Raw genomic sequence first — 16,943 nt, 5'->3', positions numbered from 1 at the left:
CTACGAGGAGACGCATGGCGATTCTTGCTCGGCATCGATTGCTCCTGCTCGCTACGGCATCGCTGCTCGCCTGTGAGAAGAAGAGCCCTCCACCGCCGCCCGTTCCTCTGGCGGTGGATGGAGGCTACAGCCCCCTGTCCATTCGGAGTCCGGCCAGGATGCACGCGCTGAAGCAGGAGATCGCCATGGCCTTCGCGGAAGTGCCCTATCCAGGGGACGAGAGGATCGTTGATGGTGACAACCCTTACGACCTGGAGATGGCCGAGCTCACACGGGCGCTCAGGGGCAGGCACTGGAAGCAGCTCTCTCCACGAGAACTGCGCCATCATGACCTCGCGTTCCTGAGCCGCGAGGCGCTCCAGTTCTACCTGCCCGCCTACCTCATCGGCTCGCTGTACGACTACGGAGACACCCCGTACGCCGACATCCTCCACTCCACTGTATTCGCGCTCGCGCTGGCTGAAGGCGACACGGCCAGGGAGCACATTCTGCGACAGCATGAAGTGGAGATGTTCTCGGTCTTCTCCCCGGAGCAGAAGCGCGCCATCCGATCCTTCCTCGAGTACGTCCGCGATGAAATGCCCGACGAATTCTACAGGGGCGACGTGCCAAAAAGGGCACTCACACAGTACTGGGGCCGGGATTGGTGAAAGGTGGGTCTGGAAGAATGAGAATGCTCCTGCTGCCCGTAGCACTGGTGCTTGCTTGCGAATCCTCAGAACCAGCGCCTCCCCAGGCACCTCCTGGAGACTGCACCGCTGAGCAGCACAGGCAGCTTCAAGAGACCGTGGACCTGGAGTGCAAAGGCAAGAAGCTCAAGTGCAATACAACCCAGAGCTGCGACACCTTGCGCGACAACTTCTCGCAATTCCAGAAATGCATCAGCGCACGGAGCACCATCATGGATCGGTGCTTCCGCGGTGGTGACAGGAAACATCAATTGCGACTGTTCGAAACTGAGAGTGGCGCTCAGGAGTGCCTTCGCCTGATGGCACTCGAGCATTGTCCACCCGCCTGCCCCTAGGTGCCTCGTGAAGGACCCCAGACTCCTCGCACTCCGGCAGCAGATCGAGTCAGCCTTCGCGGAGGTGCTCTATCCCGGAGATGACCGCATTGCGTACAGCAACATCGATCAGGATGGTGCTTCACTCGCGGCGACCTTCAGAGGGAAGCACTGGAAGGAACTGACACCACACGAACTACATCATCACGAAATGACCTTCTTGAGCCGCGAGGGACTTCAGTTCTACCTCCCAGCCTACCTGCTCGCCTCAATGGAGGGATACGACGGTACCCTGTACGAAGACATCCGGCCTTTTACGGTGTATGGGCTGACACTCCCTGACGAGGACACACCTCGGAACCGGCATCTGCGTGAATCACGATTGAGGGACTTCGAGCTCTTCACGCCTGCCCAGAAGCGCGTGATCCGTTCCTTCCTCGAATACGCCAGGAACGCGTGGACAAATGATCTTCCAGGAGGGGAGTCACCTGGCAAGGCATTGGAACGCTACTGGGGTCGGGATTGGCAGTAGCGTTCGCTCCGGCCTGGGAATCAGCATGCACTCAGAGCCGTCACTGCCCGCGCTTGCGGACGGAGATCTCCACGATGAACTCCGGTCCCCGCTCGGCGCCTGGCTCGGTCCGCGCCAGCACCGCGGGCCGGTCGTCGCCCGTCCACAGGCCCAGCAAGTCATAGGTCATCCACTGCGCCAGCGAGCGCGCCACCCGCTGCGCTCCCTCGCGCGACACCGTCGAGAGCGACTCCTGCGCGTCCATCAGCCCTCGCACCAGCCGCGCGGGCACCATCCAGCATTCGGCGCGCAGCGAGGGCGGCACCAGGAACAGGCAGAAGGAGGCCTCCGTCTGCCCCAGCAGCCCGTCCACCTGCTCGCGCCCGAGCCGGAGGTTCGGCGCCCACTCGCCCCGGTGCTCCAGCTTCCTCGCCAGCACCAGCACCGCGCGCTTCGTCGTCAGGAAGGAGTCCACCTCCACCTTCAGCACGAACGCCAGCTCCACTCCGGCCGGCCGCGCGCTCTCCGGCACCGGCTCGCCCTCCACGGGCTCCCGCGTCCTGCGGTACTGGAGCTCCAACTCCAGCGGCACCGGCTGCCCCTGGGAGAGAAGGATCGACAGGTCCGAGCGGATGCTCTCGAACTCGTGCTTCAGATCCTCGAGCAGCCGCGTCACCAGCCGCGCCTCGTCCTCCCGGAAGTGCTCCGGGTAGCGCGCCGAGAAGTCCCGCTCCACGCGGCTGAACGCGCCCAGGAGCAGCTCCTCCAGATCCCTGTCCTTCAGCCACGTCCTGCCCCCGCCGAGCGTCATCGCCCCCGAGGCTCGCAGGTGGCGCAGGGCCCCCGTCAGCGTCGCGGGCGTCGCCGGCTCGGGCGCGGACTCGGCTCCATGGGTCAGCCACGCGTTGATGGCCCGCACGCGGAAGCGCACGCGTGTGGACGGGTGCTCGCCCAACCGGCGGAGCTGCCGCCGGTCCGTGCCCGTCTTCACCAGCGACAGCGTCACCAGCTCGGCCTCGGAGGCCGCCGCGTCCGGCGCGCACCATAGGAAGAACTCGATGGCCGCCTTGCGCAACACCGGCTTCTTCGCGAACCGGCGCGTCACCTCCTGCCGCCACGCCGCCAGATCGTCCGCTCCGGGCCGCCGCTCCGACTCCACGCGGGGCCACAGGTCCGCGCACTCCTCGGCCAGCCAGTACAGGGCCTCCGCCACCGGCAGCTCGCGCACCCGCTCCCGTGCCCGGTTGCGCCGCTCGAAGGCGTCCTCCGAGCCCTGGCGCAGCGCCACCCGGAAGATGCGCTCCTCCAGCCACAACAGCACCAGCGCCAGGCCGGGCTCGGCCTTGGGCTTCAGGTGCTCCCAGCACTTGTCCGCGACGAGCCGGTGCCGCTCGAGGTCCTTGTCCTCGTGGATGCTGGTCACCAGCGCCTGCAGGGCACCTCGCAGGCCCTCCACCGGCGCCTCGAAGTACACCAGCAAGTCACTGAGGTTCTCGATGACGGCCAACGCTCCTCCCTCTTCGAGGTTCCTGGCGAGCAGCAGACTCGCCCGGGTGCACCAGCGCGCCTCGCTCTTCCCGCTCGCGTAGCACCCGAGGAAGCCGCGCAGCTCGCTCCGGCCCTCGGGCGAGGCCGCCATCTGGAAGAGCTTCTCCTCCAGCACGTCGCGGCACTCGCGCCAGGGAATCCGGGCCGCCCGCTCCCGGATGAAGGTCACCAGCTTGTCCCGGCCCTCGCGCAGGTACGGCAGCAGTCCCCGGAGCTGATCCAACCGCCCGATGACCCGCCGCTCCGAGCCCAGCAACACCTTCAGGTCCAGCTCCACCGTGTCGTGGAAGCGCAGCACCCGGCCGTCGAACGTGCAGCGCACGCCGCTCACCAGCTCCCGCAGCGCCTCGGGGTGGCGCTTGAGGTAGCGCGTCAGCACCTTGGAGACCTCGGCCTCCACCTGCTGCACGAGCGGCTCCACGCCCTCGCCCTGCCCCTCCGCCTTGAGCGCCTGGACGAGCTGCTCCCGCCGGGAGATGAGGCGCTGGAGCAGCTCCCTCGGGGGCGCCGTGTAGGGCCACAACAGCTCGCCGCTGTGGGCCAGCAGGAAGAGCAGCTCCCCGGGAGAGCGGTCGCCGGAGTCCAGCCGGGCCCAGGCGGCCGTCTGCGCCATCTCGCGCTCGTCCAGGGTGGCGCTGCGCACCCACTCCGCGAGCCGCTCCGTCCACTGCGGGCGCGACGACAGCACGGCGCCGGGGCCGGCCCCCGTCACCTGCTCATAGAGCGCCTGGATGGAGTCAGGCCACCTGTCGTCACCGGGCCGCATGGTCGAGCGCTCGCGCTCACCGCCCTGCTACCACAGCTAATGGCGCAACGGGCTGATCCAGTCGCGGCTGGTACTCCCCGGCCAGTTGCTCCACCTCGGCCGCCAGACGCTCACCCTCGGAGAGCAACCGGGCCTTGAGCCGCGCCCGGCTCCCCAGGGTGAAGAACACGGACACGTCATGGAGCAACACCTGCCAGCGATCGGAGAAGTACAGCGTGAAGAGCGCCAGCGGCGGCACGCCCAGCAGCACCGGCAGCCCCAGCGGCGCCCCGCGCCACAGCCACGCCCCCACCGTCAGCGCCCCCCACCACGTCAGCGCCATCACCAGCGCCGCGAGGAACTTCACCGTCGCCTGGATGTCCAGCTCGGACTTGCGGCTCGCCCACCTCGGGAAGAGGTAGGGTACGTAGAACAGCCCCAGCCCCAGGGCGAACAGCGGCATTCCGAAGGCGAGCAGCAACAGGTTCTTCACCACGAAGCGCGCCACCGGGCCCGTCCGGTACTCCAGCGCCAGGTCCGTGGGGTCCGCTCGCACCAGCTCCAACCGGCGCTGATAGGACATCATCTCGCCGCGCACCCGCTCGAAACGCTCGGGCTGCTCGGAGCGGAAGAGTTGCAGGCCCCGCGCCCAGTGGCGCAGCCGCTCGGGGTCCTTCGCCTCCTTGTTCCGGAAGGCGAAGAGCTGCTCGGCCAGTTGGATGAGCGGCAGGTCCTCCCACTTGTCCAGGTTGAGGGTGACGGCCCGGAGCCCCTCGGCGATGCGCTCGGTGAGCCGGCGCACCGACTCCCCCTCGGCCGCCGCGTCCGCCGGCAGGAAGTCCTTCACCTCGATGGGGGTGCCCATCTCGATGAGCACCTCGCTGTGGAACAGGTTCTTGTCCGCGTACGTGAGGCCCACCGGGACGATGCGCACCGGCGCCCCCTGCTTCGCCGCCCCGAGCGCGATGCGCGCCGCCCCCGTCTTCAGCTCCGCCAGCGAGGGCTCCGAGTGGCTCTTGCCCTCGGGGAAGAGGGTGATGGCCCGGCCCTCCACCAGCGCCCCGCGCGCCGCGTCCAGCGTCCCCTCGTTCTTGCCCATCTGCGAGGGGTCATCCTGCTTGCGGTACACCGGCAGCGCCCCGAGCCCGCGCAGCAGCCAGCCGATGACGGGAATGCGGAAGAGCGGCTCCTTGGCCAGGAACGTCACGTGCCGGCGCGTGAGGATGAAGACGAGCGCGGGATCGATGAGACCATTGGGGTGATTGCCCACGAACATGACCGGGCCCTCGGGCTCGGCCGGGGGTGCATTCACCTTCACCCGGTAGAAGAGCCGAAGCGCCAGGGACACCACCGCACGCACGAAGCTGTAGAACACGCGCGCAGTGTACACCGGGCGCGGCCTTCCCGGGACAGCCCCGGCCCCGCCCGGCCGGGGCCGCCGCACGCGTTGTATGTGGACGCCAGCACGCTCCTTGGCATAGAGCGGCACCCTCGATGGCCGTTGGCCGGACGGCTTTCGCTTGGGGGAGGTCACACAAGATGTGGAGAGAGATTCGCCCGCGGTGGCTCGCGCTGCTGGGGCTCGCACTCGTGGTGTCCGCGTGTGGGGGTGATGAAGAGGAGCCGGATGGGTTGCTCATCGACCCCGCGCACCAGACCGTGGCGATCGCGCCGGGAGGCAGGGTCCCCGTCCACGTGAAGCTCGATCGGACCGGGAGCCTCTCCGGAGCCATCCTGGTGACGGGCAGCGCGGGCCCCTCGGGACTGACGGCGGAGCCGCTGGTGCTGACCGCGGAGGAGTCGGAGGGCGATCTCCACCTCCAGGTCACCGAGACCGCGGAGATCGGCGCCAGGGGCCGGGTGCTGGTGCTCGCCCAGTCCGGGAACGAGGCCTACAGCGCCACCGTGGACGTGGAGGTCATCGCTCCGGTGACAGTGCAGGTCCAATCGGGAAGTCCGTTGGTGACGCGGGGCCAATCGGCCCAGGTGAGGGTGGCCATCGAGCGTACTGGCGGATTCGCGGGGCCCGTGCGGCTCGCCGTCCAGGGCCCGCCCGCTGGCATCTCGGTGGATACCCAGGAGCTCACGCTGGAGGCCGGCACCGCCTCGGCGACCTTCACGTTCCGCACCACCTACGCAACCCCCGTCGCGAAGCATCCCCTCACCTTCACCGCGGCGACGAGCCGGTTCTCCGCCTCCACGACCACGTTCCTGGAAGTGACGCGGCCAGCCGGCCTCTGGGATGAAGGCTTCGGAACCGCCGGGAGTCTCACGCTGCCTGACAACCACAACATCTCGTCCCTGGTGACCCAGCCGGATGGCCGAATCGTCCTGGGCACGGGGAACTACGGCATGAACGTGTGGATCCACCGGCTCGAGCTCGACGGGCGCCCGGACACGACGTTCGGACAGGCGGGAGTCGTCGAGCTGCCCTTCCCGGCTGGCGTCACCTACGTCTCGCAGCCCAAGCTGGTGCTCCAGCCCGACGGGAAGCTGCTCGTCCTGACCACCTCCAGCGGGAGGGGGCTCCTCTATCGCTTCAAACCGGACGGCAGCCTGGACACCCCGTTCGGCAGCGGGGGGCTGGCCACTGTCGACCTCCACGGCTACTTCGCGGAGCTGCTGCTCCTGCCGGATGGAGCCCTCCTGGTGACCAGCCGGAGCGAAATCTACGTGGAGTCCCTGCGGCTGAGCTCCCTGGGGCTGAAGGATGAGAGTTATGGCTCGTCGGGCCGGGTGTTGCTCCGTGCCGACGACCTTCTCTCGAACGCGATCTTGGGAGCCTTCGTCGACGCACAGGGCCGCGCGGTGATCGCGGTCGGCTACCGCGCCAGTGACGCGAGCATGGGAGGCGTCCGGGTGTTCCGGGTGACCCGCGAGGGTGTGGCGGATACCACGTTCGGGCCGGACGGACAGCGCACCTACCCCCTGTCGCCGGACTTCAGACCCAACGCCTTCTCCCAGCTGGAAGAGGGGCTCGTCGTGCTCGGCAGTGTCACGAAGGACACCACGAAGCCCGGCGAGCAATGGCTCGTCCGGCTCGGGGAGCAGGCCGGGACACTCGAATACCGGTGGAAGAGCATGGGCATGGCCTGGACCAACGCGGACGGCGCGCTCACGACGCTCTCGGACGGGAGCATCCTGGCGATGATGTCCACCGGGCCGGTCCGGACGTTGTCCACGGGAGTGGTGGATACGCGATTCCAGGCCCCATCTGTCTACGCGTGGGAGCTCTTCACGGGCCCGGGGGACGTTGTCTACGTCACGGCCGGCCAGAACATCCGCAGGCTGCTCCCACCGTATTGAGCAGCGCTGGCCTCTCACGCTCCGCCCCTCGGAAACGGCACGACCGGGCTCCTCGGCTGAGGAACCCGGTCGCGGACTTCCAGCCGTTCGCCTGGCGGCTGGCCTACTCGGCCGCCGGGGCCACCGCGGCCTCGCCGCGGGTCCGGAACAGCGTGTAGCCGATCGTCCCGGCGATCACGGCCACGATGATGCCCACGCTCACCGGCAGCGGCACGTGCAGGCCGTACGTGGGCGCGATGGTGTTGGAGATGGCCGGGTACACGAGACCCACGGTGCCGTTCACGATACGGCCCAGGTCCGGCAGGAGGATCTTCACGCCCGCGATCGCCAGCAGCAGGCCGATGCCCTGCTTCATGTGCGAGAAGCGCTCCTGCATGTTCTCGATGAGGAAGTAGATGGCGCGCAGGCCGAGCACCGCGAGAACGTTCGAGGAGATGACGATCCAGAAGTTCTGGCTGATCGCCATCGCGGCCGGGAGGCTGTCGAAGGCGAACGGGACGTCGGTGCCCTCGATGACGAGCAGCGTGAGCAGCATGAGCGTGCCGCGCTTCTTGCCGTCCACCACCGTGAAGAACTTGAGCCCGTCATACTTGTTCTCGAACCCGAGCCAGCGCTTGGAGAGCCGCACCAGCCAGTTCTTCTGGAGCTCCTCGTGCCGCTCCTCCTCGGACCGCTCCTCGTCATCGAGGAAGAAGACCTTGAAGGCCGCCCAGAACAGGAACGCGCCGAAGAACCAGAGCAGCGGGCGCCAGACCGTGATGATCGCCGTGCCGCCGAGGATGATCGCACCGCGCATCACGACGACGCCGACGATTCCCCAGCGCAGCAGCTTCGGGCGCGCCTCCTCCGGCGTGTTGAAGAGCCGGAAGATCAGGTAGAACATGAACAGGTTGTCGAGGGAGAGCGCCTTCTCCATCACGAAGGCGCCGAAGAACTCCGCGGCCGGCTGCGCGCCCCAGGTGGCCCAGATGCCCACGTTCACGAGCATCGCGACGCCGACCCAGAAAAAGAAGTTCTGTATTGCCTGCCGCGTAGTCATTGCGGTCCGAAGCCTCCGAAAATTGTACGGAACGGGGTGTGTATCCCGAGCGGCGCCCGTGGGGCAATCTCGCACGGGCAGCGCATGTGACGGCACGTGAGGGGCGAAATCGCCAGGTTCCCGGCCAGGGGAGCGGTGGCTTGTTTCGACCCGAAGCGGGGTGAGGCTCAGAAGGTGCCGATGCTGAAGTGGAACTGCATCAGCGGCTCGTTGAGCGTCTCGTCCGGATCCAGGTTGATGCCCACGTCGAAGGACAGCGGGCCCACCGGCGTCTGGTAGCGAGCGCCCACGCCCGTCGAGTAGCGCAACGCGGAGAACCGGTACTGCTCCCGATCTTCCCAGAGATTGCCCGCCTCCAGGAAGAGGCCCACGTCGAACGAGGAGCCCACGGGAATGCGCAGCTCGCCCTTGGCCAGGGTGAACACCTGCCCGCCTTCGCTGGTGGGCGGCTGGCCGGCGAGGATGGTCAGCAACTCCGGAGAACAGCCGGCCGGGTGCACCAGCGAGCGGCAATCCGCCAACTGCCGCCGCAGCAACGTGCGCCGGTCCTCGCCGAGGATGCCATCCTCCCGGAAGCCGCGCAGGCTGGAGGAGCCGCCCAGGTAGAAGCGTTTGGAGCCGATGACCCACGACTCCTGCTCCAGGGGCACGATGGTGCCGCCGCGCACGGACAGCGCCAGCACCGCCCGGGACGGCAGCGGCACGTACCCACTCACGTTCCCCATCAGCTTCACGCCGTTGATGGGCTGGGGATCCGTGGGCTCGCCGCTGGCGGTCGTCGGCAGCGAGCGGAGGTCCCTCATCAGCTCGGCGCTGGTGGACACCACCAGGCCCCTGCGCGGGTTGGCCGGGTCATCCCGCAGGTCCACCGCACCCGAGGCGCGCAGCGAGTTCAGGATGAAGAAGCCGGTGGGGAAGCGCAGCCGCTCCTGGTCCGCGCGGCTCGGCGCGGTGAGCTGCCGGTCTCCGCGCTCCAGCAGGTTGCCCTCGAGCTCGTACTGCAACCCGAAGCTCAGCCAGCGCGTCGCCGACCAGTCCAGGCCCGCCACCGCCGCGACTCGGGAGGAGAGGTACGAGGGCCGGTGCACGCGCTCGCCGATGAGATCGAACCGGGCACCCACCTCCAGGGGCAGCAGGCCGTAGAGCCGGGGCTGGGCCGCCGACAGCACGGCGCGCCCACCGAAGTCACGCACCCAGGCATACGGCTCGGGCGCCTTGCACTCCTCCGGTGCCGCCAGGCAGCGGGCCCGGGCCAGCGAGGCCTTCTCCCAGCCCTGCGCGCTCCACCCGATGTAGTTGAGCTTCAACCGGCCCGACAGGTTGAGTCCGCGCCCGTCCACATTGGGGCGCGACACGTCCAGTCCGAGCCGAGGACCTTCCGCCAGGAAGTAGCCGCCGGCGACCTCGCCCTCCCAGCGCGGGCGCTCGCGCACCTCGATGACGATGTCCTTGCTGGCCTCGGGCACGTCCGGCTTCTCCAGGCGCACCGTGGCCTGCCGGAAGATGTTGAGGAGCGTGAGCCGGCGCTGGCTCTCGAAGAGCTTGTCCGGGTCCAGCACCTCGTTCTCCTTGAGGCGCACCGTGGCGCGGACCACCTCCTCGTTGGTGCGAGCCGTGCCATGCACGAGGATGCTGCCCACCGTCACCCGGGGCCCCGGCTCCAGGCGGTAGAGGAGGCTCACGCCCTTGGCCGCGAGGTTCGGCTCCGCGTCCGCGCGGGCGAAGAGGTAGCCCTTGCGCCCCAGCGCCGTGACGAGCGCCTCCCGTCCGCGCTCCACCGCGTCGCGGCTCATCGGCTCGCCCACCTTGACGGGCACCAGTCCCCGCGCATCGAAGCCCTGCGGCCCGCCCTCGACACGCACCTCGGCCACGCGCATCTGCGGGCCCTCGTGCACGTCGAACCAGGCCACCGCCGTACGCCGGCCCACCTCCACCTGCAGCCGGGTGAAGCGCACCCAGGCCTCCAGGAAGCCCCGCTCCCGGTAGGACTCCGCCATCAACTCCGCCGCCTCCCGCCAGGCCTCCTCGACGAAGACGGTGGCCGGCTCGTGCACCCACTCGGGAGGCCCCAGGTGGCGCTTGCCGGGCCCCATCTCCACCGCGTCCGTCAGCAGCGACGGCGTGGCCGGCTGGGGCTCGTTGGAGCGGATGTGCTCGGTGAGCATCTCGCGCAGCGACTCGTTGGGGATGACCTTGTTGCCCCGGAAGATGACGCGCCGCACGCGCAGCGGGTGGCCCTCCTCGATGTCGAAGGCGAGCACCGCCGCCTCGCCGTCCGGGCGGAGCACCTCGCGCGTCTCTACGTGCACGTCGTTGAAGCCGCGGTAGCGGTAGAAGGACTCCAGCCGCCGCGCCAGCCGCGCCACCGTCGGCGAGTCCAACGGCTCCGAGCCGTCATAGGCGAGCATCCGCGCCAGCACGGTGTCCGGGAAGCGGTGGTTGCCGTGGAAGTGGAAGGTGAAGCGCGGGCCCGCGGAGATGGGCACCACCACCGTGGCCGCATCACCCTCCCCCTTCTGCTTGGGCTGTCCCACGATGGCGCGCCAGTAGCCGCGCGAGCGCAGCAGCGTCCGCAGCCGCTCCAGCCCGGACTCCAGGCCGCCTCGGTCCAGCACGCCGCCCACGCGCAGGCCCAGCGTGGCGAGCAGCTCGGGCAAGGGCAGGCCGGGGCTGCCGGTGATGGAGACGGCCGCCACCCGCGTGGGACTGCCCTCGAAGACGGTGAAGACGAGCGCCACGCCTTTGTCCACGGACTCGCGCGTGAGCTGGATGCGCGCGTCGTTGTAGCCCTGGCGCTCGTACGCGCGGGACAGTTCCTTGAGCGCCGTCCGCAGCACGTCCTCGTCCAACCGCTTGTCCAGCTCGATGCCGTTCGCGCGCAGCACCGCCCGGAGCGCGTCGTCACCCAGGACGACGTTGCCCTCCACGTCGATGCGGCGGATGGGAGGCATGGCCGTGAGCTCGAACACCACGCGCACGCCCTCGGGCACGTCCACCGTGCGCACGACGATGTCGGAGAAGCTCCCGCTGGTCCACAGCCGCTCCACCGAGCGGCGCACCGCGCGGGCCGACAGCACCTGTCCCTTGCGCACCGCCAGCAGCTCCGCAAGCCCCGCCGAGTCCTCCTCCGCGGACAGGTGCAGCTCCACCGCCACCACCGTGGGACCGGCCGGGAGCACCGGGGCCTCCGGGCGCACCGGTATCGGCTCCGTCTCGAAGGCCTGGGCCTCGACGGTCTTCGCCGGCTCCACCGCCCTCGCCGGCTGCGCCATCGCGGCACCGGCCAGCAGCAGGCAGAGCCCGAGCGCTACTGGGACTCCCAGCTCAACTTCGAGCTCGATCCCAGGGTTGCCGAAGGCGGTCTCGCTGTTCTCGTTGTCCCACTGGCCCCGCACGGAGAAGCGATTGTCGAAAAGGTACTCGGCGCGTGCGCGAGTTCCGCGCCCACTGACGGGCTGCGTCAAGCCAATCTTAAGCTGCTCCGTGAGGAACTTCGACTCCAAGCGGGCAGTTGGCTCCGCCTGCTGGGTGGCGTCGTTGTAGGTGGTGGAGATTTGCAGGGACAGGCCCCGGAGGACCGGGTTGTTGGGCAGGAAGCGCTGCACCTGCCGGTCCAGGCCGGAGATGTTGAAGAAGGCCTCGGCGGCCAGACCCGCGCTGGCCGAGGCGGCGGTCTCCTTGTCCGTGCTGGTGAGACCCAGCGTGAGGAGCGACAACACATCGCCCTCGGTGAGGCCCGGCTCCGAGGTGAACTGCACCTGGGGAGCGGCCGGGCGGCCGAAGGCATGGAGTTTCACCTGGTACTCGCGCACCTGGGCCTGGGCGAGCAGGTCGAACACGGGATCGATGCCGTAGCGGTCCTGGAAGTCGATCTGCCCGCGGTTGACGGTGAACTGGTTGTTGCGGAAGAAGGCCTGGCTGCCCTCGGCGGTCTCCACCCGGCCGAGGATGCCCGGGCGCACGTTGGTGCCGGTGAGCTTGAGCGAGCCGAGCAGCCGTGCGCGGGCGAGGTTGTTGTCCACCCACACGTCGGTGAGGAGCAGGCCCACGTCGAAGGTGAGGTACTCGCGGGGCTTCTCGGTGGGCGTGGCCAGCACGCTGCGCCGGGCGAGCCGCTTGAGGATGTCGTCCAGCTCCAGGCCGCGGCGGTAGCGCAGGTTGCGGATGTCCATCACACCGCCCAGCCGCAGCGCGTCCGGGTTGCCGGTGAGCCACAGCCGTCCGCTGGTGGTGAAGGGCAGGTCCTCGTGGAAGCGCGTGGCCACGTCGGTGAGGGCCACGTTCATCAACAGCTCCGAGGGGCGGAAGTCGACGAGGTTCACCTCACCGCTGCCCAGCATGCGGCCCTCGTTGAGGAAGCCTTCCATGGACTCCAGGAGGATGCGCTGCCCGGTGAAGGCCACCCGTCCCTTCACGTCCCGTACGGACAGCGGCTGATCCCTCAGGGACAGCTTGCCGTCGACGATGCGGGCCGAGCCCGCCACCGAGGGCTTGCGTGGGCTGCCATTGGCCACGGCGTTGAGCTCCACGCGGCCGCCGGTGCGCACCAGCATGGGCGAGACGGACTCGAGCAGGCCCAGGTTCATGGCGCCCCGCACGTAGAGTTCCATCTGCTCGGGGCTCACCCACCCCGCCGCGGACAGCTCGGTGTCCGGCCCGCGGAAGGTGAAGGAGGGTACGTCCAGCCGCCCGTTGGCGTAGCTCAGGGAGATGGGGGCATCGTTGGCGCCGGAGAACGCGCCACGCGCCAGGGTGAGCCGCTCCACGGTGGCGTTCATCTGGAGGGCCTGGGTGTTCTTCAGCGCGCCCTGCGCCCGCACCACCGCCTTGACGGAGCCGGACAGCTCCTGGGTGAAGGAGTTGGCGGGCAGCAGCGGGCGGATTTCAGGCAGCTCCAGCGTCACCGCCGCCTCGAAGGGATAGGGCTCCTTCACACGCATCCACAGGATGCCGGAAGTATCGCGGGAGGGACGGCCGGCCACCTGCAGCTCACGGCCTTCCATGCGGGCCTCGAAGCCCATGTTGCCCAGGTTGCGGCCACCGAACGTCACCTGCGGGCCGGACACGTGGGCCGTCGTCACCGGCACGTCCGTGGTGCCCGACACCGTGCCTTCCAGGGCCAGCGTGGCCTCCAGGCCCATGCGCTCGGCCGTCTCCGGGCCGGCGAGCTCGCCAGGGACAGGTTGTCGCCGCCGAAGCGGTAGTCCAGCACGCCCTTGTCGGGCCCGGAGAAGAAGAAGCTCCCATCCACCCAGGTGCGGCCCAGCCGGCCCTCCAGCACCGTGCGCTCCAGCACCATGGCCTGGCCATCGTCGAAGCGCAGCCGGGCCGAGCCGTTGCCCATGTGCCGCCCGTAGTACGTGGTGTCCTTGAAGTCCAAGGCCACCAGTCCCGAGAACTGGTCCATCGGGCTGTCGATCTCCACCCGGCCCGAGACCTCGCCCTGCATCGGCCCCTGCATGACGGAGATGGTGGAGTGCAGCGGGGCGATGATGTCGATCAGATCCTCGGTGCGGCCGCGCGGCACCTCCACCTCGGCCCGCGCATGCAGCGAGCGCCCGAAGGTGATGTCCGCCTTGCCGAAGTACTGGGTGCGTCCCTTCTGGCCGGAGAGGGTGGGGAAGCCCAGCACCTTGTCCGCGTACGTGAGCTTCCCCTGCACCACGCCCAGGTCGAAGTCCCAGAACATGAAGTCGCGCAGGGACAGGCTCGCGCCGATCTTCACCTGCGAGTACGGGCCCTCGACGGTGGTGCTCACCGAGCCATGTCCCGCCCACGGAAGCTGCGCGATGTGGCCGAAGTCGGAGAGGTCCGCGTCGCCGTGAGCATTGACGAGGAGGCCCTTCTGGGAGTCGTAGAAGAGCGTCACGTCGCCGCCGATGCGCGAGCGGCCCGAGTCGATCTGGATGCCGGTGAAGGTGACGCGGTCCGCCAGGAGCGACACCTGCGTGCGCACGTGGCCGCGCTCGTAGGTGAGGAGGGTGCGCCCGGAGTCCACGGGTGCATCGAAGGCGCGGGAGGCCAGGATGAAGCGGCCGTGACGCAGGTCCAGGTCGCCCGACAGGTTGGGCCTGGGCAGCAGCGTGCCGGACAGGCGGGCCTTGGCGTTGGCCGGGAAGTCCACCCAGGAGCCCGTCAGACCGGCCTTCTCGAGGATGCGGCCGAACTGCGCCTCGTGCGTCTCCAGCTCCACCTCGACGGGCAGCCCCGGACGGAGCGCGAGCGTCCCGGTGATGCGCGCGTCGCCCGAGCCGATGGGCAGGAGGAGTTCCTCCACCGTCACCAGCTCGTTGGCATACGCCAGCCGCGCGGTGAACGAACCCGGAGAGTACTGCGCGTAGGCAATGCCGCTGCCCGACAGCTCCACGGACACGCTGGGCGCCGCCGGGCGGCCATTGGCCGTCACACGCGTCCAGAGGTGGCCCTGGGCGGGCCTGGGCAGCAGCCCCACGCGCGACAGCGTGCGCAGCGGCAGGAACACCTGGGCATCCAGCGCGAGGATGGGCTCGCAGAGCTGCTCCACGCGGCCGGAGATGTTCACCGTCACGTCGTCCAGCGCCACCTCGGCGCGGTCCACCTCCAGCAGCTCCTCGTCCACGTCCAGCGCGCCCGAGAGCGCCAGCCGGCCCAGGGTGAGCTTCCTGATTCGGACCCAGCCGGACGAGGCCGCGCCGGGCCTCCACCTCGAACTCCTCCTCGCCCCAGCGCTCGCGCAGGCTCACGTCCAGCTCGGACAGCTCCACCTGCCGGCCACCGGGCAGCCCCAGCCGCACCTCCGCGCCGGTGATGGCCACCCGCGCCAGCTTCAACCGCCGCAGCGGCTTGAGCGGACACTCGCCCGGCTCACCCGGGGGTGGCCTGGGGCGTGACAGGTCCAACGACACGCGCGGCCGGTGCACCTTCACCAGGTCGATGGCGAGCTGGCCGGAGAGCGGGTTGGGCAGTCCGAGCTGCACCTCGGCCGAGTCCGCGGCGACCAGCGGCGTGTCGGCGCCCTTCTCGAAGACGGACACCCCGCGGAGGATGAGCCGCTGGCCGAGCGGATCCACCTCGCACTGGCCGATGCCGACCTCCATCCCCAGCAGCGTGGGCAGTTGGCGCCGGGCCTGCGTGCAGAGCTGATCCCACGCCGTACGCGTGCGGAGGACCAACACCGTCCCCAGCACGAGCGTGAGGACGATGAGCCACAGCGGCGGCCTGCGCGCGCCCTGCTGCCTGTTCCGGGGAGCCAAAACCGCTACAGCTTACCCAACCCCTCGAGGTAACGGTCGATCTCCGCGAGATCGACCTTCGAGTTGCCGCTTGCCCGACTGCTCGGGGCGGCGGCGGGGACGGGCTTCTGTTGCCCTTCCGGCAGCGCCGAGCCCTGGAGCCCCAGGTTGTCGGCGATGCGATGGATGAGCTTGTCGGAGATGGTCTGCTCCCGGGCCAGGAAGGCCTCGAAGAGCGCGTTGTCGCAGATGCTGTTGATGACGCGCGGGGTGCCGCCCGAGCGCTGGTGCACGGAGACCAGGGCCTCGGCGGTGAAGGGCATGCGCGGGCAGCTCGCCAGCCGGAGGCGGTGCTTGATGTAGGCCTCGGTGGACTCGGCGGTGAAGGGCTCCAGCTTGTAGCGGAGCGACACGCGCTGGGCCAGCGGCGGGTCCAGCTTGAGGTTCTTCTCGATCTCCGGCAGGCCGAAGAAGACGAAGGAGATGAGCTTGCGCTCGGGGACCTCCAGGTTGAGCAGCCCCCGGAACTCCTCCATCAGCTCGCGCGTCTCCAGCATCTGGGCCTCGTCGATGAGGACGACGGCCTTCTTGCCGGACTCGTAGATCTGCAGCAGCCGCTGGTAGAGCTGGGACAGGAGCGCCAGCTTCTCCTGGGCCGGGTTCTCCACGCCCAGTTGCAGGGCGATGCGGCGCAGCAGCCAGTTGGCGGTGATGCCCGAGTGGATGATGACGAGCAGCGCGGCCTCGTACTCGGACTCGGGCAGCGAGTCGAGCATGCGGCGCGCCAGCGTCGTCTTGCCCGCCCCGATGTCGCCGATGAGGATCGACAGACCCTTCATGTAGCTGACCGAGTGCATGAGGCGGGTCAGCGCCTGCGAGTGCTGGGCCGAGTTGTAATAGAAGCGGCTCACCGGAGCGTTGGAGAAGGGCTCCTGGGTGAGCTCGAAATAGTCGAGGTAGGTGGACATGGGCTCGGCGAACCTCGGACTGCGCTAGACGTAGCCTACCTTACGTGGCCGGGCGGCTCCGGCGGCCGCGGGCATGGCACCCGGAGGAGGCGCCCCACTGGGCCCCTTCCCACCGCTGGGGGGCAGCGGATCCGGCACCGGAGACGTGGTGGCGGCCAGCCGCGCCACGTTGCCGGAGACTTCCCGGAAGTTCGGGTCGAGCGCGGCCACGCGCTGGTAGTGATAGAGGGCCTTGCCGTGCTCGCCGATGGCCTCGTAGGCCAGGCCGAGCTCGAAGCCGATCGCCTTGGCCACCTCGCCGGTGGCGTGCTCGCTGGCGAGCGCCTGCTTGAAGGTGCCCACCGACGCTCCGGCATCGCCCTTCTGGGCCTGCAGCAGGCCGATCATCGTGAGGCAGTCCACCTCACGCTTCTTGCCCATGCAGCCCTCGCGGGCCACGGCGAACTCGTTGAGGGCGTCTTCCATGAGGCCCATCTCGCGGTAGGCGATGCCCAGGTCGTAGTGGGTATCCACGTCCTCGGGCTTGACCACCTTGGCGAGGCCCTTCTTGAACTCGGCGAAGACCTCCTCCACCGAGTACTGGAAGTCCTCCTCGACGGCGGGCGCCGCGGG

The 16,943-nt window shown here is 69.2% G+C and carries 12 protein-coding genes; 5 read left to right on the top strand and 7 right to left on the bottom strand.

Going from position 1 to position 16,943, the window contains the following annotated elements; translation table 11 throughout:
* Nucleotides 1-14: 14 nt before the first annotated feature.
* From ACN28I_RS41095 to ACN28I_RS41085, 3 genes are read left to right on the top strand one after another with little or no spacing between them, the layout of a single operon-like run.
* Complete coding sequence (locus ACN28I_RS41095) at nucleotides 15-650, top strand: DUF6714 family protein (protein ID WP_420947342.1); 636 nt, start codon at nucleotides 15-17, stop codon at nucleotides 648-650.
* Nucleotides 651-667: 17 nt separating this feature from the next.
* Complete coding sequence (locus ACN28I_RS41090; protein WP_420947341.1) at nucleotides 668-1,024, top strand: hypothetical protein; 357 nt, start codon at nucleotides 668-670, stop codon at nucleotides 1,022-1,024.
* 7 nt (nucleotides 1,025-1,031) lie between these two features.
* Nucleotides 1,032-1,535: a DUF6714 family protein gene (locus ACN28I_RS41085; protein ID WP_420947340.1), complete on the top strand. Its 504-nt coding sequence runs from the start codon at nucleotides 1,032-1,034 to the stop codon at nucleotides 1,533-1,535.
* A gap of 40 nt (nucleotides 1,536-1,575) precedes the next feature.
* On the opposite strand, the gene ACN28I_RS41080 is transcribed toward ACN28I_RS41085, so the two are convergent.
* Both ACN28I_RS41080 and ACN28I_RS41075 read right to left on the bottom strand, forming a co-directional pair.
* The gene (locus ACN28I_RS41080) at nucleotides 1,576-3,828 is read right to left on the bottom strand and encodes a hypothetical protein (RefSeq protein ID WP_420947339.1); all 2,253 of its coding nucleotides are present in this window, start codon (nucleotides 3,826-3,828) and stop codon (nucleotides 1,576-1,578) included.
* A 16-nt stretch (nucleotides 3,829-3,844) separates the two neighbouring features.
* Nucleotides 3,845-5,182, bottom strand: a complete 1,338-nt coding sequence (locus ACN28I_RS41075; protein ID WP_420948813.1) for a lysophospholipid acyltransferase family protein — start codon at nucleotides 5,180-5,182, stop codon at nucleotides 3,845-3,847.
* A gap of 164 nt (nucleotides 5,183-5,346) precedes the next feature.
* Between ACN28I_RS41075 and ACN28I_RS41070 the strand changes: the two genes are divergently transcribed.
* Nucleotides 5,347-7,113 carry a hypothetical protein gene (locus tag ACN28I_RS41070; protein ID WP_420947338.1) on the top strand — a complete coding sequence of 589 codons (1,767 nt, stop codon included), beginning with the start codon at nucleotides 5,347-5,349 and terminating at the stop codon, nucleotides 7,111-7,113.
* 103 nt (nucleotides 7,114-7,216) lie between these two features.
* Here the strand turns inward: ACN28I_RS41070 and ACN28I_RS41065 are convergent, their stop codons facing one another.
* From ACN28I_RS41065 to ACN28I_RS41055, 3 genes are all read right to left on the bottom strand, one after another.
* Nucleotides 7,217-8,227: a TerC/Alx family metal homeostasis membrane protein gene (locus ACN28I_RS41065; protein ID WP_420948812.1), complete on the bottom strand. Its 1,011-nt coding sequence runs from the start codon at nucleotides 8,225-8,227 to the stop codon at nucleotides 7,217-7,219.
* A gap of 92 nt (nucleotides 8,228-8,319) precedes the next feature.
* Nucleotides 8,320-13,293 carry a translocation/assembly module TamB domain-containing protein gene (locus ACN28I_RS41060; protein ID WP_420947337.1) on the bottom strand — a complete coding sequence of 1,658 codons (4,974 nt, stop codon included), beginning with the start codon at nucleotides 13,291-13,293 and terminating at the stop codon, nucleotides 8,320-8,322.
* Entirely contained in the window at nucleotides 13,230-14,750 is a 1,521-nt protein-coding gene (locus ACN28I_RS41055) for a hypothetical protein (protein WP_420947336.1), read from the bottom strand. The genes ACN28I_RS41060 and ACN28I_RS41055 overlap by 64 nt, the downstream gene beginning before the upstream one ends.
* A 188-nt stretch (nucleotides 14,751-14,938) precedes the next feature.
* On the opposite strand from ACN28I_RS41055, the gene ACN28I_RS41050 reads away from it, so the two are divergent.
* On the top strand, nucleotides 14,939-15,274 hold the full coding sequence (locus ACN28I_RS41050; protein ID WP_420947335.1) for a hypothetical protein: 336 nt from the start codon (nucleotides 14,939-14,941) through the stop codon (nucleotides 15,272-15,274).
* A 115-nt stretch (nucleotides 15,275-15,389) separates the two neighbouring features.
* On the opposite strand, the gene ACN28I_RS41045 is transcribed toward ACN28I_RS41050, so the two are convergent.
* Together ACN28I_RS41045 and ACN28I_RS41040 are read right to left on the bottom strand one after the other, a co-directional pair.
* On the bottom strand, nucleotides 15,390-16,331 hold the full coding sequence (locus ACN28I_RS41045) for an ExeA family protein (RefSeq protein ID WP_420947334.1): 942 nt from the start codon (nucleotides 16,329-16,331) through the stop codon (nucleotides 15,390-15,392).
* 24 nt (nucleotides 16,332-16,355) lie between these two features.
* On the bottom strand, nucleotides 16,356-16,718 hold the full coding sequence (locus ACN28I_RS41040; protein ID WP_420948811.1) for a hypothetical protein: 363 nt from the start codon (nucleotides 16,716-16,718) through the stop codon (nucleotides 16,356-16,358).
* Nucleotides 16,719-16,943 lie beyond the last annotated feature (225 nt).

Origin of the sequence: Archangium gephyra (assembly GCF_049060025.1) — a bacterium.
Taxonomy (GTDB): Bacteria; Myxococcota; Myxococcia; order Myxococcales; family Myxococcaceae; genus Archangium; species Archangium gephyra_A.
This window is presented reverse-complemented; position numbering and strand designations above follow the sequence as displayed.

Coding starts and splice junctions, on each gene's coding strand:
- ACN28I_RS41090 (WP_420947341.1), top strand. CDS start 668: ATGAGAATGCTCCTGCTGCCCGTAGCACTGGTGCTTGCTTGCGAATCC.
- ACN28I_RS41060 (WP_420947337.1), bottom strand. CDS start 13,293: ATGGGCCTGGAGGCCACGCTGGCCCTGGAAGGCACGGTGTCGGGCACC.
- ACN28I_RS41050 (WP_420947335.1), top strand. CDS start 14,939: ATGGCCACCCGCGCCAGCTTCAACCGCCGCAGCGGCTTGAGCGGACAC.
- ACN28I_RS41070 (WP_420947338.1), top strand. CDS start 5,347: ATGTGGAGAGAGATTCGCCCGCGGTGGCTCGCGCTGCTGGGGCTCGCA.
- ACN28I_RS41095 (WP_420947342.1), top strand. CDS start 15: ATGGCGATTCTTGCTCGGCATCGATTGCTCCTGCTCGCTACGGCATCG.
- ACN28I_RS41080 (WP_420947339.1), bottom strand. CDS start 3,828: ATGCGGCCCGGTGACGACAGGTGGCCTGACTCCATCCAGGCGCTCTAT.
- ACN28I_RS41040 (WP_420948811.1), bottom strand. CDS start 16,718: ATGATCGGCCTGCTGCAGGCCCAGAAGGGCGATGCCGGAGCGTCGGTG.
- ACN28I_RS41045 (WP_420947334.1), bottom strand. CDS start 16,331: ATGTCCACCTACCTCGACTATTTCGAGCTCACCCAGGAGCCCTTCTCC.